Here is a 16,609-nt window from a genome sequence, read left to right on the forward strand (position 1 = left end):
GGTCCTCGCGCGATCGTCGGCGTGCTCACAGGCGTCGCGCGACCGCGAGCTCGAACGTGTAGACGCTGCCGCTGTGCTCGCCCGGCGCGATGTTGGCGAGGTCGGTGAACGGACCCACGTCAGCGCGGTTGTCGGGAACGGTGCGCGGCGGCCCCGTGATGAGATCGAACGCGCCGTCGACCCGCCAGCGCCCGAACCGCACGCCGCCGCCGAGCGAGCCACCGACCTTGGTCGAGTCGAGGTACTGGCGCTCGATCGTGCGATCGGGCACCGCGTTGCCGTCGACGTAGGCGCCGGCCCGGACCGCGACGGTCGGCGTCGCCGCCCACTCGACGCCGAGCCGGCCCGTCAGCGTGTTGTCCCAGTCGAGCAGGAACACCTGATCGGCCGCTGGCCGGGTCGGGAACCGGACCGCCAGGGTCTCGAAGCTCGACCAGCCGGTCCAGTCGACCTGTGCGGAAACGCGCACCGTGCGCGTGGCGGCGATCGCGGCGCCGAGCTCGACGGACTGCGGCCAGTGCTGGGTGTGAGCCATGTCGAGGTCGAGGCCGGCGCCGACCGCGAGCGTGCCGGAGCCCGAGACGTCGACGTCGAGCGCGCTGCGCCAGGTCGCCCCCAGCGCCACGCGCGGGTGCGGGCGCCACGCGATCCCGAGCCCGACGCCGGGCCCGATGCCGGATCCAGACAGGTCGCTGGTGATCGGCTTGTCGGTGGCCTTGACCGAGAACAGGCCGACGCCGAGGCGCACCGTCGCGCCGATCGCCAGCCGCGGCGTGACCCGGTAGGCGACCCCGCCGACGACCTCGAGCACCAGATCCTGCGTCGCGTCGATCGCCGACATGCCGGTCGGCGTGTAGTTGAGCTGGCCGCCGAACGAGTTCCAGACCCCGGCCCCGACGGTGACGCGGTCGCTGGCGCGGACGACGACGCCGATCGATGGCACCGGGACGATCGGCGTGTCGGGCGACTGGGCCGGGCCGCGCACGCCCGCGGCGTCGATGGGCACGTAGGTGCGCGGCGCGATCACCAGCTCGCCGCCGATCATCACCGCCGGGGCGCCGAACGCCGCGGCGCCCGGGTTCCAGTGCCAGGCGGTGGCGTCGTCGGCGACCGCGCAGAACGCGCCGCCCTGCGCGACCGCGCGCGCCGAGATGCCGTTGGGCCGCTCGAGCCCGCCCGCCGCGGCGACGCCCGTCGCGGCGATCAGCGCCGCCCCGCTCAGAAAGATCCTCATGGCGCCTCCACCGCGGTGACCGCGCCGGCGTCGCGCTGCACGCACGTGAGCGTGGGCTGGTCGCAGTACTCGCCCTGCGCGGCGAAGCAGTCGCGATCGTTCTTGCAGGCCCGGGTCGGCGGGCCGTCGTCGAACCAGTCGCAGCCGCCGGCGCCGAGCGCGGCGACGACGACGAGCGTGGCCAGGATGCGCGCGGTCATGGCAGCACTCCTCGCACGGCGACGCCCCAGCCGTCGCCGATCACCGGGCCGACCTCGACCGGCGTGTCGGTCGGCGTCTTCACCAGGAAGTAGATGCCGGTCGCGAGCGCGGCGGCCGAGGCCGCGAACGCGACGCCGCTGACCAGGCCGAGCGTGTGGGATCGATCGCCGCGGGCCTCGATGTCGGCGCGGGTGTGGACCGGCGCGTACATGCCCGACTCGGACAAGGGCACGCCCTGCGGCCGCTGCCGCTCGATCGTGGCCCAGTCGCGGGCCTCGTCGGCGGCGCTCATCGCCATCCAGCCGGTGACCGCGCCGAGCGCGCCCAGCCCGGCGGCGGTGCCGAGCGCGATCGTGCCGTTGCGCCGACGCGTCGCCCGCGCGCCGACCGAGTCGCGCGGCACGCGCACGCGCTGCTCCTGACCGCGCTGGACCCGGATCTTCGTGCGGTACGGCAGGTAGCCGGGCGCCGACACCTCGACCGCGTGCTCGCCGGTGCTGAGCTGATAGCGGCCGCGCTCGTCGAGCACGCCGGGCGCGCTGTCGATGATCACCGCCGCGTCGACCGGCGCGTCGAGGCGGAGCCAGCCGTGGTCGGGCACGACCGGATCGCCGACGACGTCGAGGCTGGTCGGCTCCTCCTCGAGGACGAGCTCGAGATCGGTCACGACCCCGGGGATCACGGTGACCGAGCCGCGCGCGGTCTTCCACCCGGCCTTGGTCGCGACCACCTCGACCGGCCCCAGGGCGATCGGCCGCGGCGGCAGCGGCGTGGCGCCAGCGCGCAGCCCGCCGATCGTCAGCGCCGCGCCCGAGATGTTGGTCAGCACCAAGAGCGCGCCGCCGTCGGCGTAGTCGCCGGTGAACGGGGCGCGCCCCAGCGCCGCGCGGCAGTCGTCGTGGAGCTTGCGGGTCGCGATGATCTCGGACGACGCCGGGTTGGCGATGATCGCCGTGCGGGCGTGCCCGATGCAGTCCTCCCACTTGCTCTCGGCGACGTCGACCGCGGCCAGGAACCGCGACGGTCCCGGCAGCGACGGATCGATCGCGACCGCGCGCTCGAGGTGGGCCCGGGCCGTGTCGTAGTCACCGAGCCGGTAGGCGTCGGTGCCCGCCTGGAACTCGCTCAGGAACTGCGACGACGGCTGCGCCGACGCCGTCGCCGCCGCCAGCACGACCAGCGCGCCAGCTACTCCGCGGATGAGTTGGTTCATTTGCATCGTGGTCTCGCTCGACTCGCGCGCCCCTGCGCCGAGCCTCCATTGTTCGCTGCACAACCACCGCCCCTCCTACTAACGAGTCGCTCGCTGCTCCGTCGTCGCTCGAGTCACACGTCTTGGGAGGGGGGCCCCGGCGCATGCCGGGGGGAGGGTTCGTCCGCGTCACTCCGAAATCTCGCTGCACCGTTACCGCTCGAGGTCACACGTCTTGGGTGGGGGCCCCGGCGCATGCCGGGGGAGAGGTCCCCCGCGTCACTCCGAAATCTCGCTGTCTCACCGTCGCTCGAGGTCACACGTCTTGGGTGGGGGCCCCGGCGCATGCCGCGGGAGGGTTCGTCCGCGTCACTCCGAAATCTCGCTGGATCATCACCGCTCGAGGTCACACGTCTTGGGGGGGGGCCCCGGCGCATGCCGGGGGAGGGTTCTTCCGCCTCACTCCGAAATCTCGCTGCACCGCTGTCGCTCGAGGTCACACGTCTTGGGAGGGGGGCCCCGGCGTCCCGCCGGGGGGAGGGTTCTTCCGCCTCACTCCGAAATCTCGCTGCACCGCTGTCGCTCGAGGTCACACGTCTTGGGTGGGGGCCCCGGCGCATGCCGGGGGAGGGTTTGGCGACAAACCCTCAGAAATCACTGCGTCGGGTCGTCGCGCCCCGCGCCCGAGCCGCCGCCGTAGCGGTCCCAGACGTTGACGTTACCCGTGCCGCCCGAGCCGCGGCTGCTGCCGCCGCCGCTGCCGCTGCCGCTGCGACCGGTGTCGACCGGCTTGTCGGCGGCGACCGGCACGGTGAACGACTTGGAGTCGCCGTCGCCGGTCTGGACCTCGAAGCGCAGGGCGCCGCCCGCGGTCTTGAGGCGCGCCAGCTCGTCGGTGGCGAGCTGCGCGAACCCCGCAGCGTCGGCGACCTTGGCGCCCGCGACCGACAGCACGACGTAGCCTGGGGTGAGCCCGGAGCCGGCCAGCGCGCTGGCGTTGGGATCGATCGCGGTGATGATCGCGCCGCGCGTCACCTCCGGGTAGCGCCACGAGATCAACGGGAAGCTCGCCACCGCGGTCACGCCCGCGACCGTGGTCGGGGTCTGGTACGTGGTCGCGAGCTTCGCGAGCGCGTCGGCGGTGATCGTCAGCGAGGCGAACCCGACGAACTGCTTGCCGGCGCCGCCGGTGTACTCCTCCCAGTAGCCCTCGGGCGGGGCGGCGAACGCCCCCGACGCCCGGAGCGCGCGCGCCACACCGGACCGCGCGTCACGGACCACGCGCCGCGCCTGGGCGCTGCGCGCGTCGCGCTCGGCCGCCGCCAGCTTGGCGGCCCGCGCCTCCCGGTACTGACCGGCGACCTGGGTCCGCCAGGCCGCGTCGGTGATCTTGCCGTCGAGCGCCACCGCCAGCCCGTCGAGCGCGGCGTCGCCCGCCTCGGCGATCGCGTCGTCGGACGTCGGCGCCAGCCCCGACACGCCGACGCATCGCAGGCCGCCGGCCTCGTCGGCGCACGTCGCCGCCAGGGGCGCGTCGGTGGTGATCCACGCCGGCCGCGCCTCGGCGCTGGTGCCGGTCAGCTTGCCGCGCCCGGGCGCGGCGTGGTCGCCGCCGCCGAACATCTTGTAGGCGGCGAACGCGCCGGCCGCGAGCACGACCGTCGCCAGCGCCGCGACGAACGCGACGCCGAGGCCGCCGCCGCGCTGGGCCATCGCCGCCTCGGCGACGGTGGTCGCGACCTTCTTGGCCTGCGGCTTGCGGTCGCGGACCTCGCGGATCAGCTTGGCCAGATCGACCGAGACGTTGGGCTTGGGCAGCTTGGCCAGGTTGGCGAGCAGGCCCTCGGGCGCCGCGCACGCCAGCGGCCCCTTGCAGTCGTGGCACTTGAGGTCCGGCGGGGTCGCGAACTTCAGCACCTCGAAGTGGGTGTCGACGTCGATGAGCTGGCCCGCCGTGGTGCTGCACTTGCTGCACGTGTACGGCAGCGTGAACGACGCGACCACGGCCTTGGGCCCGAGGTCCTCGGGCCGGGTCAGCTTGTCGAGGAAGCCCAGCGGCACCGCGGTCAGGTAGATCGCCTCGACGATCGGCGTCACCTGCTGGATCAGCCCGCGCCACTCGGCGGCGCCGGCCGGCTCGATCTTGCCGACCCCGCCGACGTCGATGACGATCGCGCCCTCGAGGCCCTCGGCCAGCTTGTCGCGCGGGAAGGTCTTGTCGAGATCGCCGGCGAGCTTGATGAACGTGACCCGCCCCTCGATGGTCTTGTCGACCCGGAGCTTCCGGGCGCCGTCGGCGATCGCGTACGACAGCTTCGACGCGAGGAACCCGGCGATGTCGGGATCGAGCTCGAACTTGTCCTGGCCGGCCAGGTACGAGAAGTACGTGACCGGATCCTCGTTGAAGTACTGCATCTCGCCGCAGCTCGAGCACGCGCGCTGCGCCGGCTTCATCGACTTGATCAGCTCGTGGTCGCGATCGACCTGGAGCAGCACGCGATCGTCGCGATCGCAGTAGTCGCAGTGGTACGGGGCGTAGAAGCTGTAGACCCGGCCGGTGCCGGCGAAGTTCGCGACCATGTTGAACTGGTCGACGATCTTGGGCGCGCACTCGACCAGCAGGATCCGCTGCGCGGTCTTGCCGACGCCGTTGACGAAGTCGACCCACTCGCGGATGCCGAACGACGACACCTTGCGGATGTCGCCGAGATCCAGGATCAGCGTCCCGGCGCGCACGCTCTCGGCCAGGCGCTTGCCCTCGAAGGCCTCGTCGATCGTCCCGGCCAGCTTCAGGCACACGATGTCGCCGTCGGCGAACCGATCGATCGCCATCTTGGGCGGCGCGGGGGCGCCGGCGGCGGCGTTGGCGATGGCGACGGGTAGGGGTGCTGGTTCCATGGGGACCTCTGGGGCTACGCGAGCTCGCCGAACAGATGGAGCGAGCGCGCGAGGGTCCGGACCTCGCGCAGGTTGAGATCGAGCTCGAGCATGGCCGTCACCTCGGTGTGACGGCCCCGGGCGACGTCGAAGAAGATCGCCAGGGCGTTGTGGTGGCACACGCTCATGCCCAGCCCCGCGCCCCCGTGGCTCTGATCCATCTCGCCGCCGGCCAGCCCGCGGGCGAGGCCGTCGACGACGTGGCGGCGCTGCAGGCCGCCGAACCGATCGCGCACCTGCACGACCACGCGGGTCCCGTCGGTCGCGCACCGCAGCCGCGCGGCGTCCTCGGGCGCGAGCACGATCGTGGCCTTGCGGTCGCCGGCGTAGCGGGCGACGCCGCGCTCGTCGACCGGCGCGTCGTAGATCGCGTTCATCAGGAGCTCGTGGCACAGCTCGCTGGCCATCTCGCCGAGCCGCTTGGGCACCTGCAGCGCCGCCACGAACTCCTGCACCCGGGCCACGACGCGATCGCGGTCCTCGGTCGAGGCGACCTTCTCCTCGAAGCCGGTGTGGCCCCAGTCGAGGTAGGCCGTCAGCGGCGTCGGGCCGGTGTCCTCGCGGGCCCGCCGCAGCACCATCATCAGCTCCCACGGCCGCGGGGCGCTCTCGAAGTCCTTGCGCCCCAGCACGTGCGCGACCTGCGGGCACTCGGCCATGTACCGGAGCGCGCGCTTGAGCGGCTCGGCGGTCCACAGGACGCCCCGCGCCGCCGGGTTGGCCCGCAGCGCGGCCACGACGACGTCGCCGTCGAACGCATCGGCGCACACCAACCGCGCGCCCAGCGCTGCCCCGGCCAGCGCGGCCGGATCTTCGATCACCGTCGCCTCGATGCCTGCCGACAGGAAGTGTCGGAGCACTCGGCGCCCCACTTGTTTGTTGCGTTCGAGAACGATGGCCCGCATCGACTGGAAACTGCGCGATCCGGCGACCTGCGCGTTTCCGAAAGGCTAGCAGAGTTGAATACCCGCCTCAACGAAACGGTCGTGATACCGTGAACACGATGAGCGCGCGTAGGCAGCTTGCGGCCATGTCGGTGGTCGTAGCGTTGTGTGGGGTCGTGGGCGGCGCCGAGGCTGGCGGCGAGGAGCTGATCGACACGGTCAAGACGACGCGGGCCCGCGCCGACCTGTCGGGGTTCCTGGTGAAGTCGGCTACCGCCGCCGCGAGCAAGCGCTCGTTCGGCCGGGCGATCGCGCTGTACCAGGCGCTGGTCGTCGCCCGCGGCCCGGGCAGCCCGGAGGCCGAGAAGCTCGCGACGCTGTGGACCCTGGCCGGCCAGACCGAGGAGGCGGCCCGGGTGCTGAGCGCGTTCGCCGCCGCCACCAGCGACGCCGCCGCCGCGACCAAGGCCCGGGCCGAGGCCGCCCGCCTGACCGCGCGCCCCGATCCGTTCGCCAAGCAGCTCGAGCTACCCGCGCTCGCCGCCGAGGCCAAGCAGGCCTTCAAGCAGGGCCGCGCCGCGTTCGCGAAGAAGCAGTGGGGCGACGCGCTGATCAGCTACCAGATGGGCTACGCGCTGGCGCCGGACCTGCCGGGGTTCTTGCGCGAGCTCGGCGCCACCTACGACAAGCTCGGCGCCACCGACAAGAAGCTCGAGTTCTACCGCGCGTACCTGCTCAAGCGGCCGTTCGGCAAGAACTCCGACGCGGTCCGCGCCGAGCTCGGCAAGGCGCCCAAGTCGCTGGGCGCGCTGACGCTCGCGACCAGCCTGCCGTGCGACGAGCTGTGGCTGAACCGCCAGCGGGTGCCGCTGCCGCTGCCCACCAAGCCGTTCACCGTCGCCCCCGGCAACTACAAGGCGATGTGCCTGTCGCGCAAGTACGAGATCGCGATCTTCGAGTACGCGACCGTGGCCGCCGGCAAGGGCGAGACGCTCCGTTTCGACTGGGCGATCGTGGTCAACAAGCTCGAGAACCCCTACGGCCGCATCGCGATCGAGAACCCCAAGGCGCCGGGCGAGCTGCTCGACCTCGGGGTGAGCTCGCCCGAGGTCGGGGTCGTGGTGGCCGCGGACGGTCGCGCCCTGCGCATGATCGTCAAGGACGACAGCGGCGCCCGCACCGAAGAGCGTTCGGTGCGCATCAAGCCGGGCGAGCGCTACGTCGTCAAATGGTGATGTGGTAGCGTCGGGCTGTGAGTGAACGGCCCTCGACCGACGGGAAGCTGCTCGGCGGTACCCCGACCGATCCCGTGCCGTTCGGCAAGTACGTCATGTCGGGGCTGATCGCCCGCGGCGGCATGGCCGAGGTCTACCGGGCGCGGCCCAAGGACATGCCCGCGGCCAAGATCCTGGCCATCAAGGTCATGCGTCCGCAGCTGGCGCGCGAGACCCGCTTCGTCGACATGTTCCACCGCGAGGGCCAGCTGGCCCTGCTCTTGCGCAACCGCTGCATCGTCGAGACGGTCGAGATCGGCAAGATCGAGGGCCGGCACTACATCGCGATGGAGTACATCGGCGGCCGCGACCTGACCCAGGTGCTGCGCCGGTGCCAGGAGACCAACCAGCGCATCCCGGTGCCGCACGCGGTCTACATCGCGGCGCGGATCGCCGAGGGCCTGCACTTCGCGCACACGCTGGTCGACAACGACGGCCGTCCGCTCAACATCGTCAACCGCGACGTGTCGCCGTCGAACGTCCGGCTGTCGTATGACGGCGACGTCAAGCTGCTCGACTTCGGCATCGCCCAGGCGCTGATGAAGTTCACCAGCGAGATCGGCGTGCTCAAGGGCAAGTTCAGCTACATGTCCCCGGAGCAGATCCGCGGCATGCCGCTCGACGCCCGCACCGACGTGTTCTCGGCCGGGATCATCCTCCACGAGATGCTCACGACCGAGAAGCTGTTCCGCGGCGACACCGAGTTCGCGCTGATGGAGAAGGTGCGCAAGGCCGAGGTGCCGCCGCCGTCGAACTTCAACCGCCGGGTCACGCCCGAGCTCGACGCGATCGTGCAGCGGGCGCTGGCCCGCGACGTCGCCGACCGGTTCCAGAGCGCCGCGGCGCTGGCCGGCGAGCTCGACGCGCTGATCGCCGGCTACCGGTTCGATCCCAAGGAGCTGCGGCAGCTGATGCGCCAGCTGTTCCGCAAGGAGTACGCGAAGGAGATCGAGGACACGACGCCGCTCGAGCCGCGGGTGGGCACCGACCCGTCGCGGCCCGGGGTGCCGCCGGGCGTGGCGACCGCGACCCAGCCGACCTCGCCGTCGCCGCGGCAGGTGTCGACCACCGAGGCGCCCCGCCAGCGCCTGACCGGCTCGGGCGCCGCGGTCGCGCCGCCGCCGACCCAGCCGCCGCCGGTGGCGGCCCAGCCGCTGCCGATCCCGCCGCCCGAGGCGCCGCCGCCCGAGGACGCCGACAAGCCCAAGGGCTTCTGGGGCTCGCTGTTCAAGCGGAAGCGCTGAGTCCGGGCGCCGCCGGTTCAGCTCAGGGCGTCGCGCCGCAGGCGCCGTCGAGGACCGCGGCGATCTCGGCCAGCACCGCCGGCGCGTGGGCGCCCTGCCCCGGCGCACCGGCGGCGACCACCGCGCCGCGCGCGTCGACGAGATCGTCGCCGACCTGGCGGTAGCGCGGCGTCGTGGCGCGGAACGGGTACACCGCGCCGGCCGCCACCTTGTAGAGCGCCGCGCCGCTGGCGGTCGAGAGCTGGTCGCTGGCGAACGCGCACTGCAGCGCGCCCGCGCCGTCGAACAGCTCGAGCCGGCCGGTCAGGCCGACCTCCTTGATGTCCCAGATCACCGTGCCGTCGTGATCCCGAGCCTTGCCCAGCTGGCGCTCGGCGGCGTGGCCATGGCCCAGCTGCGCCACGAGCACGTGGTCCCGGCCCACGCCGGTGGTCGAGGTCGGCACCACCTCGAGGATCGTGCCGCTCGGGTAGGCCGGCGCGTCGACGAGGAGGTCGGCGACGGTCGGGGGCATGAAGCTGGCGCTCGAGGTCTCGACGGGCGGGTCGAGCTCGGTGCAGGCGGCGCCGGCGACGACGGTGGTGAGCAACAGGGCGAGCGAGGTCGAGTGGGTCATCGGGGTCTCCAGGATTGAGCGCGGTCGATGCCGCACATCCCTGCTGTGGCGTCGGCCCCGATCCGGTTCACCGAAATCCGCGCGCGCCCCGCCGACGGCGCTGACAACGCTCGCGCTGGGCGACCGCGCACGACCAGGCGCTGCGGTGCGCCCGACGCGTTCGCGCGCGCATCGCCCTGCGGCCGGAAGCGCCGCTCCACGTCGCGCCGCCGAATGGGCGTCGCGTTAGCGCGCGCATCGCCCTGCGGCCGGAAGCGCCGCTCCACGTCACGCCGCCGAATGTGTGTCGCCCGCGCGATGGCAGGCGACCGCCGGCGAGCGCGTCACCGCCCCGATCGCTACATCCGGGTCCCGACCAGATCGAGGCTGTAGGTGCAGCCGAGGTCCTCGGCGTCGCCCTGCGCGGTGCCCGTGCCGAGCAGCTGCGCGCCGTCGACGTGGAGCTGGTGCTTGATCAGGATCGGGCGGCCAGGCTCGCTCAGCGCGTAGTCCTCGGTGACGAACACGACGGCGGCCTCGGTGGCGCTCAGCTCCTGGGGCCGGAGCGTCGATCCGCTCGTCGCGGTCAGCGCGACCGGCGCGGCGTCGCCGGGCGTCACCTGCACCTCGATCGTGTTCGGCGCGAGCGTGAAGCAGCCGGCGGGCTGGGTCGGGACGGTCCGGGTGATCAGCCAGGTGCCCTCGGTCGGGGGCGCGTCCGCGGGGTCGGTGCAGGCGGCGGTGACGGCCAGGGCGGCGGCGAGCAAGATGGTCAGGCGATGCATATGTCGCGCATCGGTTGCACGTGCCGCACCAGCGCGCCGCGCCGCCGCGATCGCGCGACCCGAACGAAACGAGCCGCAGGCCCCGGCGCCGAGCCTCAGATTTCTGAGAGGGCCATGACATTACGCGAATTTCGCGCAAGCCGCCCTTCGGGCGTACGCGCTGTACTGCCGATCACGCCGCGGACGGCGCGCGATGGTCGGCGTAGATCCGCAGCGCGAACGCGCCCGCTGGCGTGGCCCGGTAGTGAGCGATCAGCTCGACGAACGCCGGCGGCTGGTGTCTGGCCGAGGGCATGTAGGCCGCGTACGAGCCGGGCAGGAGCACCGGCGCGGCCAGCGCCGCGAACGTCAGGTCGGCGGTCGTGAAGCGATCCCCGCACAGGTACCGGCGCCCGTCGGCGAGGCGCGCCGCGATCCGCGCGAAGGTGTCGTCGACGACGACCTGCGACCGCGCGGCGCCGGCGGCGTCGATCTTGAGGCCGCGCTTGAGCAGGCGCACGACCAGCGGGCGCGCCAGCCGGCCGGTGCGCTGCTGCCAGCGCGGCACGCCGCCGCGCTCGAGCAGCTCGTAGAACCCACCGCGGGACGGCAGCAGGTGGAAGTAGCCCAGGCGCCGCGCGGCCGGGCCCAGGTGGCGGTCGAAGTCGTCCTCGAGCTCGGCGGCCTCGGGCAGCTCGGCCGGGGCCAGGGGCTCGGCGCGACCGTGGGCGTCGCACCAGCGCAGGATGTCGGTCGAGTCGGCCACCACCTCGCCGCCGTCGGTGACCAGCGTCGGCACGGTGCGCCCGGCGCCGGCCCGGCGCAGCGCCAGGTACGAGTAGATCGGCAGGTGGCCGTCCTCGACGAAGTCGATCCCGGCGCGCTCGAGGGCCCAGCGCGCCTTCTCGCAGTAGTGAGAGAACGGGATGGTCACCAGGCGCGCGGGCATGGCCGACGATACGCCAGCCGGGCGCCCGCGGATCGCTCGGTGTAGATTCGGGCGGTGCGGAAGATGCTCCTGCTGGTCGCGTGCGCGCTCGGATGTCGAGGCGGTGGCGGCGACCTTGGCGCCGGGGCGCCGACCGCCCGCCGCGACGCCGGCCCCGCGGCCGCGCCGGTGATCATCGACGGTGGCGCCGTGGCCGAGGCCCCGGGCCCAGGCGGCCCTCCCGGCAGCGGCGGGATCGTCTCGCCCAGCGACCCGACCACGATGGCGTGCGCCGATCCGATCGCCGGGCTCTGGATCGCCAAGACCTTCGCCGACCGCTCGAACCGCTGGCACGAGCACCGGCTGAGCATCACCCGCCAGGGCGCCGAGTACACGGCCACCCAGACGACGCGCATGTGGAGCGGCGACGCCGCCACGGCCTTCCCGCCGCCGTGCCCGGAGGGCGGCCCGCGCTGGGAGGTGGTCGAGATGGCCGACGACGTCGAGTGGCTCGAGGGCGTGCTGCACGTGTGGGGCACGTCGATCGCGAGCAACATCGCGACCTGCGGCGGCACGACCTCGACCTACAACCTGGACTCGTTCACCGGGCGGCTGCGCCGCAACACCTTCGAGGCCGTCAACAACGACGGCCGTGACGCGGTCGACCGGCCGTATCGGTTCCGCCGGATCGCCTGCGCGCCGTGACGCAGGCCCGATCTGGGACGACGGTCGACGGCGCCGCGCCCGCGTGGTACGGATCGGGCGTGCGCCCGCTCCATGTCGCGACCCTGGTGGCCCTGATCGCCAGCGCGATCACCGCCGCCGCCCTGTTCGGACTCGGCGGCTTCCTCATGGTGGCCGGGAAGCTGCCGTGGCTGTTCGCCCTGACCTTGTTCGCGCTGGGGCTGGTGTCGATCGCGCTCGTCATCGGCGCGTTCCGCCGCCACCGCAAGTCGTGGGCGTTCCTGATCGCCATGTGGGTCGTCGTCGGGTTCTGCGCGTTCTTCGCGCCGCCGAAGGTGCTCGACCTGCCGCGGGTGCTCCCGACCAAGATGTCGTCCCAGGCCGCGATGATCGAGAAGCGCAACGCGCAGATCAAGCGCGACGTGATGCTGGTGTGCCTGGGCTTCGCGCTGCCGTTCGGGCTGATGTGCACGGGCCTGGCCATCGGCCGGCGCGACTACGAGCGCACGGCTTGAGCCGAGCCCACGCCCGCGCGATCGCCCGCGCGGTCGCGATCGTCAGCGTGGCCACGGGCGCGTGCCGTGATCGCCGTCCGGGCGCTGAGCCGGCCGAGACCGCGCCGCCGCCGCCGGCCGCTGGCGAGTGCGTCGCGCTCCCCTACCAGAACGAGCTCGACGTGCCCGAGGCCTCGGGCGCGGCCTGGCTGGCCGGGCCGGGTCGGCTGCTGGTGGTCGCCGACAGCGGCCACGACGGGGAGTACATCGAGGTCGACGCGGCGGGCGCGATCGAGGCCCGGGGCCAGCTGCCGCTGGGCACCGCCGGCGACGATCTCGAGGGCCTGGCCCTCGACGGCGACCGCGTCTGGGGCCTGACCAGCGCCGGCTGGCTCCGCGCGTGGCGCCGCACCGACGCCGGCTACACCCTCGAGGTCAGCTACGCGCTCGACGACGCCTGCCCGCCCACCTCGGTCAACTGCGGCGCCAACTTCGAGGGCCTGTGCCTGGCGCCGCGGCCGCTGGCCGACGGCTGCGACGGCTACGCCGCGTCCAAGCAGGCCGGCCGCCTGGTGTGCCTGCACCGGCAAGGCGATCGCTACGCCCTCGACCGCGCCCGGGGCTACGACGTCAGCGGCAGCGGCAAGCTGGCCGACTGCGCGATCGCCGCCGACGGCACGGTCTGGACCGGCGACAACGGCTTCGGCCTGGGCGCGGTGCGGCAGTGGGCGATCGGCGCCGACGGCCCGACGCTGGTCGGCGCGACCCGCCTCGGCATCGGCTTCCCCGAGGTGCTGGCGTTCGGGCCCGATCACGCGGTCTACCGGTTCTCCGATCTGGGCGGCTCACCGAGCCTGGCCGCGGCGTTCCAGTGCCCGACCGGGCTGCCGAAAGCTGGCCCAGGCGACGCGGGGGGGTAGGATCGGCGGGTGCAGTGCCCGTTCTGCGCCAGCGACTCGGCGGTGACCGAGACCCGTGACAGCGCCGATGGCGTGCGCCGCCGGCGGGTGTGCGCGACGTGCAAGCGCCGCTTCACGACCTACGAGAAGGTCGGCTCGCCCGGGCTCAAGGTCGAGAAGCGCGACGGCAGCCACGAGCCGTTCGACAGCGACAAGCTCTACCGGACGCTCGGGCGGGTCGCCCGCCACCGCGCCGGCGTCATCGACGGCGACGATCTGCGCCGGATCGTGCGCGACGTCGAGGCGACGCTGGTCGATCGCGCCGCGCGCTCGGTGCGGTGGAGCGACATCGTCCGGCTGGTGCTCGAGCGCCTGCGCGCGATCGATCGCGTCAGCGCCGACCGGCTCGAGGCCAGCTACCGCGACGAGCGCGGCGCGGTCCGGCTCGACGAGGCCGACCCGCCGGCGGCGACGCGCCCGCAGCTCGGGCTGTTCCGCAACGACGAGTAAGGCGTCGCCGGCGCGACCGACCTGGGCGCCGGTGTAAGGTCGGCGCCATGCGCGAGACGCCGACCGCCGCGAGCCAGCGGATCTTCACGCCCGACCTGTTCGCCGGGCAGGTGGCCCTGATCACCGGCGGCGGCAGCGGCATCGGCCTGGCCACGGCTCACGAGCTGGTGCGGCTGGGCGCCCGGGTCGCGATCTGCGGCCGCACCGCCGATAAGCTCGAGGCCGCGCGCGCCGATCTGGCCGCCGCGGCGCCGGGCGGCGCCGAGCACGTCCACGCCGCGGTCTGCGACATCCGCGAGATCGAGGACGTCGCCCGCACGGTCGCCGACGTGATCGCGCGGTTCGGCGCGATCGACGTGCTGGTCAACAACGCCGGCGGTCAGTTCCCGTCGCCGGCGCAGCACATCTCGGCCAACGGCTTCGCGGCGGTGGTCAAGAACAACCTGCTCGGCACCTGGAACGTGACCCGCGAGGTCGCCAACCAGGCGATGATCAAGCGTCAGCGCGGCTGCATCGTCAACGTGATCGCGAACATCTTCCGCGGGTTCCCGGGCATGGTCCACACCGGCGCCGCGCGCGCCGGGGTCGAGAACATGACGATGTCGCTCGCGGTCGAGTGGTCGCAGTTCGGCATCCTCGTCAACGCCGTCGCGCCCGGCGTGATCATCTCGTCGGGGACCGCGCGCTACCCGCCGGAGATCGTCGCGCGCTCGGTCGCGCGCACCCCGCTCAAGCGGGCCGGCACCGTCGACGAGGTCGCCGCATCAATCGTCTTCCTGGCGTCGCCGGCGGCGCAGTTCATCACCGGCACGACGCTGCGCATCGACGGCGGGCAGGCGCTGTGGGGTGACACGTGGGAGCTGCCGTAGGCGCGCGGTGACGCGGCCGGGCGCGGTCGGGCACGGTCGGGCGCCGCCCGGGGCCGGTGGGAGCGGCGGTAGGCAGAGCCATGACGAGGTAGGAGAACGGCGGCGCGCGGGCCTGTCCGAGCGGTGCGCAGCGTCCGGGCCCCGGAGCGCCCGATCCCAGCGACTCCCGAGGGTTGCGCAGGGCACGTGGCGTGCAACGCATTGGTCCCATGAAATCCTCCTGGCTTTGCGTGCTCGGCAGCGCCGTGGTCCTCGCGGTGGTTATCGGCGTCGCGTCGTGCGGCGGCAGCAGCACCGCCACCCCCTGCGGCAACCTCGGCGAGGTCTGCTGCGACGGCCGGACGTGTGACAACGGCGGGACCTGCAACGGCGGCAACGGCGGTATCTGCGCCGCGTGCGGCAGCCCCGGCGAGGTCTGCTGCGACCTCGACACCTGCGGCGGCGGCGGCTGCTGCGTCAACGACATCTGCACCGGCGCCGGCTCGACCTGCCCGACGGTCGGCGGCGCCTGCGCCGCCGGGAGCTGCGGCACCTGCGGCGGCCCCGGCCAGCCGTGCTGCGCCGACATCTGCACCGCCGGCGGCGTGACCTGCCAGGGCGGCAGCTGCGCGTCGTGCGGCGGCCCCGGCCAGCCGTGCTGCGACAACGGCGGCGGGCCGTCGACCTGCGGCCCCGACCTGGTCTGCGACAACAACGCGTGCCGGACCTGCGGCGGCCCCGGCGAGCCGTGCTGCCCCGGCGACGCCTGCGACAGCGGCTGCTGCGATCAGGGCGCCGACGTGTGCATCGCCGACGGCACCGCGTGCCGGTCGGGCGGCACCTGCGGCGGCGGCGAGTGCGTGTGCGCCGGCGGCGAGCTCAACTGCGGCAACGGGTGCCGTGACATCACCGCCAACGTCGATCAGTGCGGCGCGTGCGGCACCCGCTGCAGCGCCGACGAGTTCTGCAGCAACTCGGCGTGCGCGTGCCGCCCCGGCCTCGTGCGCGTGGGCGCGGACTGCGTCAACCCCGACAGCAACCCGGCGTCGTGCGGGCCGGCCGGGACCGTGTGCGGCGGCGCGACCCCGCGGTGCGAGAACGGCGCGTGCGTCGCGCAGTGCGGCAACGGCTTCGACGCGTGCGGGCCGCAGGGCACCTCGTGCATCAACCCCGACACCGATCCCGCGCACTGCGGCGGCTGCAACAACCGATGTGGCCGCGACGAGGTGTGCGTCCAGGGCAACTGCGAGACCTTCGACGCCGCGGTCGGCTGCGCGACCTGTCCGTGCGCGGCGTGCGGCGGCGGCGACGCCTGCTGTCCGTACCCGGGCGCCACGCTGCAGATCTGCGTCAATGGCAACGGCGGCTGTCCGATGCCGCTGTAGGTGGCGCCGGCGCGTTGACATGGGCCGGGCCAGCACCGACGATCGCTGCGTGAGCGGATCGCGTCGTCGGTGCGCGGGGGGATCGCGGATCCGCGTGACTCTCCGCGCCCGGGCCGGCCACGTCGATCGTCGCAGGAGCAGACATGTCGATTCAGGTCTCGAGGACCCCTTTTCCCAGCGGCAGCAACTTCGATCCCGATGACAAGCCGATCGAGCAGCTCGGCACGGTCGCGTTCAAGAGCCTCGCCGGCGAGACGCTCACCGTGACGACGACGGTCGACGACAAGGCCACGACGGTGTTCAAGGAGCAGGAGGGCACGACCATCGCCGTCGAGGAGAAGGACACGGACTACACGCTGCTCGAGGACGTCAAGGCCGGGACGGTGATCATCCTGTCGCTCGACGGGGGCGCCAAGGCCGCGAAGGGCGCCAACGGCAAGCTCCGCGTCGGCACCGGCTCGCAAGACGGCCTCGGCTGAGCCCGCGACCGCGTCACTCCGGACGCGTGACGCCCAGCGCGCAGCGTCCGGAGCGCG

The 16,609-nt window shown here is 73.4% G+C and carries 17 protein-coding genes; 9 read left to right on the forward strand and 8 right to left on the reverse strand.

Going from position 1 to position 16,609, the window contains the following annotated elements:
* Positions 1–25: 25 nt before the first annotated feature.
* The 5 genes from IPL61_24590 to IPL61_24610 all read right to left on the reverse strand — a co-directional run bounded on the left by IPL61_24590 (position 26) and on the right by IPL61_24610 (position 6,424).
* A complete protein-coding gene (locus IPL61_24590; protein MBK9034406.1) occupies positions 26–1,234 on the reverse strand; it encodes an outer membrane protein transport protein in 1,209 nt (402 codons plus the stop codon).
* Positions 1,231–1,434: a hypothetical protein gene (locus IPL61_24595; GenBank protein ID MBK9034407.1), complete on the reverse strand. Its 204-nt coding sequence runs from the start codon at positions 1,432–1,434 to the stop codon at positions 1,231–1,233. Before IPL61_24595 ends, IPL61_24590 begins: the two co-directional genes overlap by 4 nt.
* Positions 1,431–2,648: a PEGA domain-containing protein gene (locus tag IPL61_24600; protein ID MBK9034408.1), complete on the reverse strand. Its 1,218-nt coding sequence runs from the start codon at positions 2,646–2,648 to the stop codon at positions 1,431–1,433. Before IPL61_24600 ends, IPL61_24595 begins: the two co-directional genes overlap by 4 nt.
* A 633-nt stretch (positions 2,649–3,281) precedes the next feature.
* Entirely contained in the window at positions 3,282–5,525 is a 2,244-nt protein-coding gene (locus IPL61_24605) for a hypothetical protein (protein ID MBK9034409.1), read from the reverse strand.
* Between the two features lie 14 nt (positions 5,526–5,539).
* The gene (locus IPL61_24610; GenBank protein MBK9034410.1) at positions 5,540–6,424 is read right to left on the reverse strand and encodes an ATP-binding protein; all 885 of its coding nucleotides are present in this window, start codon (positions 6,422–6,424) and stop codon (positions 5,540–5,542) included.
* 170 nt (positions 6,425–6,594) lie between these two features.
* On the opposite strand from IPL61_24610, the gene IPL61_24615 reads away from it, so the two are divergent.
* A complete protein-coding gene (locus IPL61_24615) occupies positions 6,595–7,683 on the forward strand; it encodes a hypothetical protein (protein ID MBK9034411.1) in 1,089 nt (362 codons plus the stop codon).
* 17 nt (positions 7,684–7,700) lie between these two features.
* Positions 7,701–8,966: a serine/threonine protein kinase gene (locus tag IPL61_24620; GenBank protein ID MBK9034412.1), complete on the forward strand. Its 1,266-nt coding sequence runs from the start codon at positions 7,701–7,703 to the stop codon at positions 8,964–8,966.
* A 22-nt stretch (positions 8,967–8,988) separates the two neighbouring features.
* Here IPL61_24620 and IPL61_24625 read toward each other — a convergent pair whose 3' ends face one another.
* The 3 genes from IPL61_24625 to IPL61_24635 form a co-directional block, all read right to left on the reverse strand.
* Positions 8,989–9,582: a hypothetical protein gene (locus IPL61_24625; protein MBK9034413.1), complete on the reverse strand. Its 594-nt coding sequence runs from the start codon at positions 9,580–9,582 to the stop codon at positions 8,989–8,991.
* 338 nt (positions 9,583–9,920) lie between these two features.
* A complete protein-coding gene (locus IPL61_24630) occupies positions 9,921–10,346 on the reverse strand; it encodes a hypothetical protein (protein ID MBK9034414.1) in 426 nt (141 codons plus the stop codon).
* 172 nt (positions 10,347–10,518) lie between these two features.
* Entirely contained in the window at positions 10,519–11,274 is a 756-nt protein-coding gene (locus IPL61_24635) for a glutathione S-transferase (protein ID MBK9034415.1), read from the reverse strand.
* Positions 11,275–11,328: 54 nt separating this feature from the next.
* Between IPL61_24635 and IPL61_24640 the strand changes: the two genes are divergently transcribed.
* The 7 genes from IPL61_24640 (at position 11,329) to IPL61_24670 (ending at position 16,552) form a co-directional block, all read left to right on the forward strand.
* Positions 11,329–11,958, forward strand: coding sequence for a hypothetical protein (locus IPL61_24640; GenBank protein MBK9034416.1), 630 nt, complete (start codon positions 11,329–11,331; stop codon positions 11,956–11,958).
* A gap of 59 nt (positions 11,959–12,017) precedes the next feature.
* The gene (locus tag IPL61_24645; protein MBK9034417.1) at positions 12,018–12,452 is read left to right on the forward strand and encodes a hypothetical protein; all 435 of its coding nucleotides are present in this window, start codon (positions 12,018–12,020) and stop codon (positions 12,450–12,452) included.
* Positions 12,449–13,351 (forward strand): hypothetical protein, encoded by a 903-nt coding sequence (locus IPL61_24650; protein MBK9034418.1) that lies wholly within the window; start codon positions 12,449–12,451, stop codon positions 13,349–13,351. Before IPL61_24645 ends, IPL61_24650 begins: the two co-directional genes overlap by 4 nt.
* Before the next feature lie 9 nt (positions 13,352–13,360).
* Positions 13,361–13,840, forward strand: coding sequence for a transcriptional repressor NrdR (gene nrdR, locus IPL61_24655; GenBank protein MBK9034419.1), 480 nt, complete (start codon positions 13,361–13,363; stop codon positions 13,838–13,840).
* A 47-nt stretch (positions 13,841–13,887) separates the two neighbouring features.
* A complete protein-coding gene (locus IPL61_24660; protein ID MBK9034420.1) occupies positions 13,888–14,709 on the forward strand; it encodes an SDR family oxidoreductase in 822 nt (273 codons plus the stop codon).
* A 209-nt stretch (positions 14,710–14,918) separates the two neighbouring features.
* Positions 14,919–16,073, forward strand: coding sequence for a hypothetical protein (locus IPL61_24665; GenBank protein ID MBK9034421.1), 1,155 nt, complete (start codon positions 14,919–14,921; stop codon positions 16,071–16,073).
* Between the two features lie 143 nt (positions 16,074–16,216).
* A complete protein-coding gene (locus tag IPL61_24670; GenBank protein MBK9034422.1) occupies positions 16,217–16,552 on the forward strand; it encodes a hypothetical protein in 336 nt (111 codons plus the stop codon).
* The last annotated feature ends 57 nt before the right edge of the window (positions 16,553–16,609 follow it).

The sequence above is a fragment of the Myxococcales bacterium genome (assembly GCA_016717005.1).
In the GTDB taxonomy this organism is placed as follows: domain Bacteria; phylum Myxococcota_A; class Polyangia; order Haliangiales; family Haliangiaceae; genus UBA2376.

Excerpts from the sequence above, each read along its gene's own strand:
- IPL61_24590 (MBK9034406.1), bottom strand. The coding sequence starts at position 1,234 with ATGAGGATCTTTCTGAGCGGGGCGGCGCTGATCGCCGCGACGGGCGTC.
- IPL61_24595 (MBK9034407.1), bottom strand. The coding sequence starts at position 1,434 with ATGACCGCGCGCATCCTGGCCACGCTCGTCGTCGTCGCCGCGCTCGGC.
- IPL61_24600 (MBK9034408.1), bottom strand. The coding sequence starts at position 2,648 with ATGAACCAACTCATCCGCGGAGTAGCTGGCGCGCTGGTCGTGCTGGCG.
- IPL61_24605 (MBK9034409.1), bottom strand. The coding sequence starts at position 5,525 with ATGGAACCAGCACCCCTACCCGTCGCCATCGCCAACGCCGCCGCCGGC.
- IPL61_24615 (MBK9034411.1), top strand. The coding sequence starts at position 6,595 with ATGTCGGTGGTCGTAGCGTTGTGTGGGGTCGTGGGCGGCGCCGAGGCT.
- IPL61_24625 (MBK9034413.1), bottom strand. The coding sequence starts at position 9,582 with ATGACCCACTCGACCTCGCTCGCCCTGTTGCTCACCACCGTCGTCGCC.
- IPL61_24630 (MBK9034414.1), bottom strand. The coding sequence starts at position 10,346 with ATGCATCGCCTGACCATCTTGCTCGCCGCCGCCCTGGCCGTCACCGCC.
- IPL61_24635 (MBK9034415.1), bottom strand. The coding sequence starts at position 11,274 with ATGCCCGCGCGCCTGGTGACCATCCCGTTCTCTCACTACTGCGAGAAG.
- IPL61_24660 (MBK9034420.1), top strand. The coding sequence starts at position 13,888 with ATGCGCGAGACGCCGACCGCCGCGAGCCAGCGGATCTTCACGCCCGAC.
- IPL61_24665 (MBK9034421.1), top strand. The coding sequence starts at position 14,919 with ATGAAATCCTCCTGGCTTTGCGTGCTCGGCAGCGCCGTGGTCCTCGCG.
- IPL61_24670 (MBK9034422.1), top strand. The coding sequence starts at position 16,217 with ATGTCGATTCAGGTCTCGAGGACCCCTTTTCCCAGCGGCAGCAACTTC.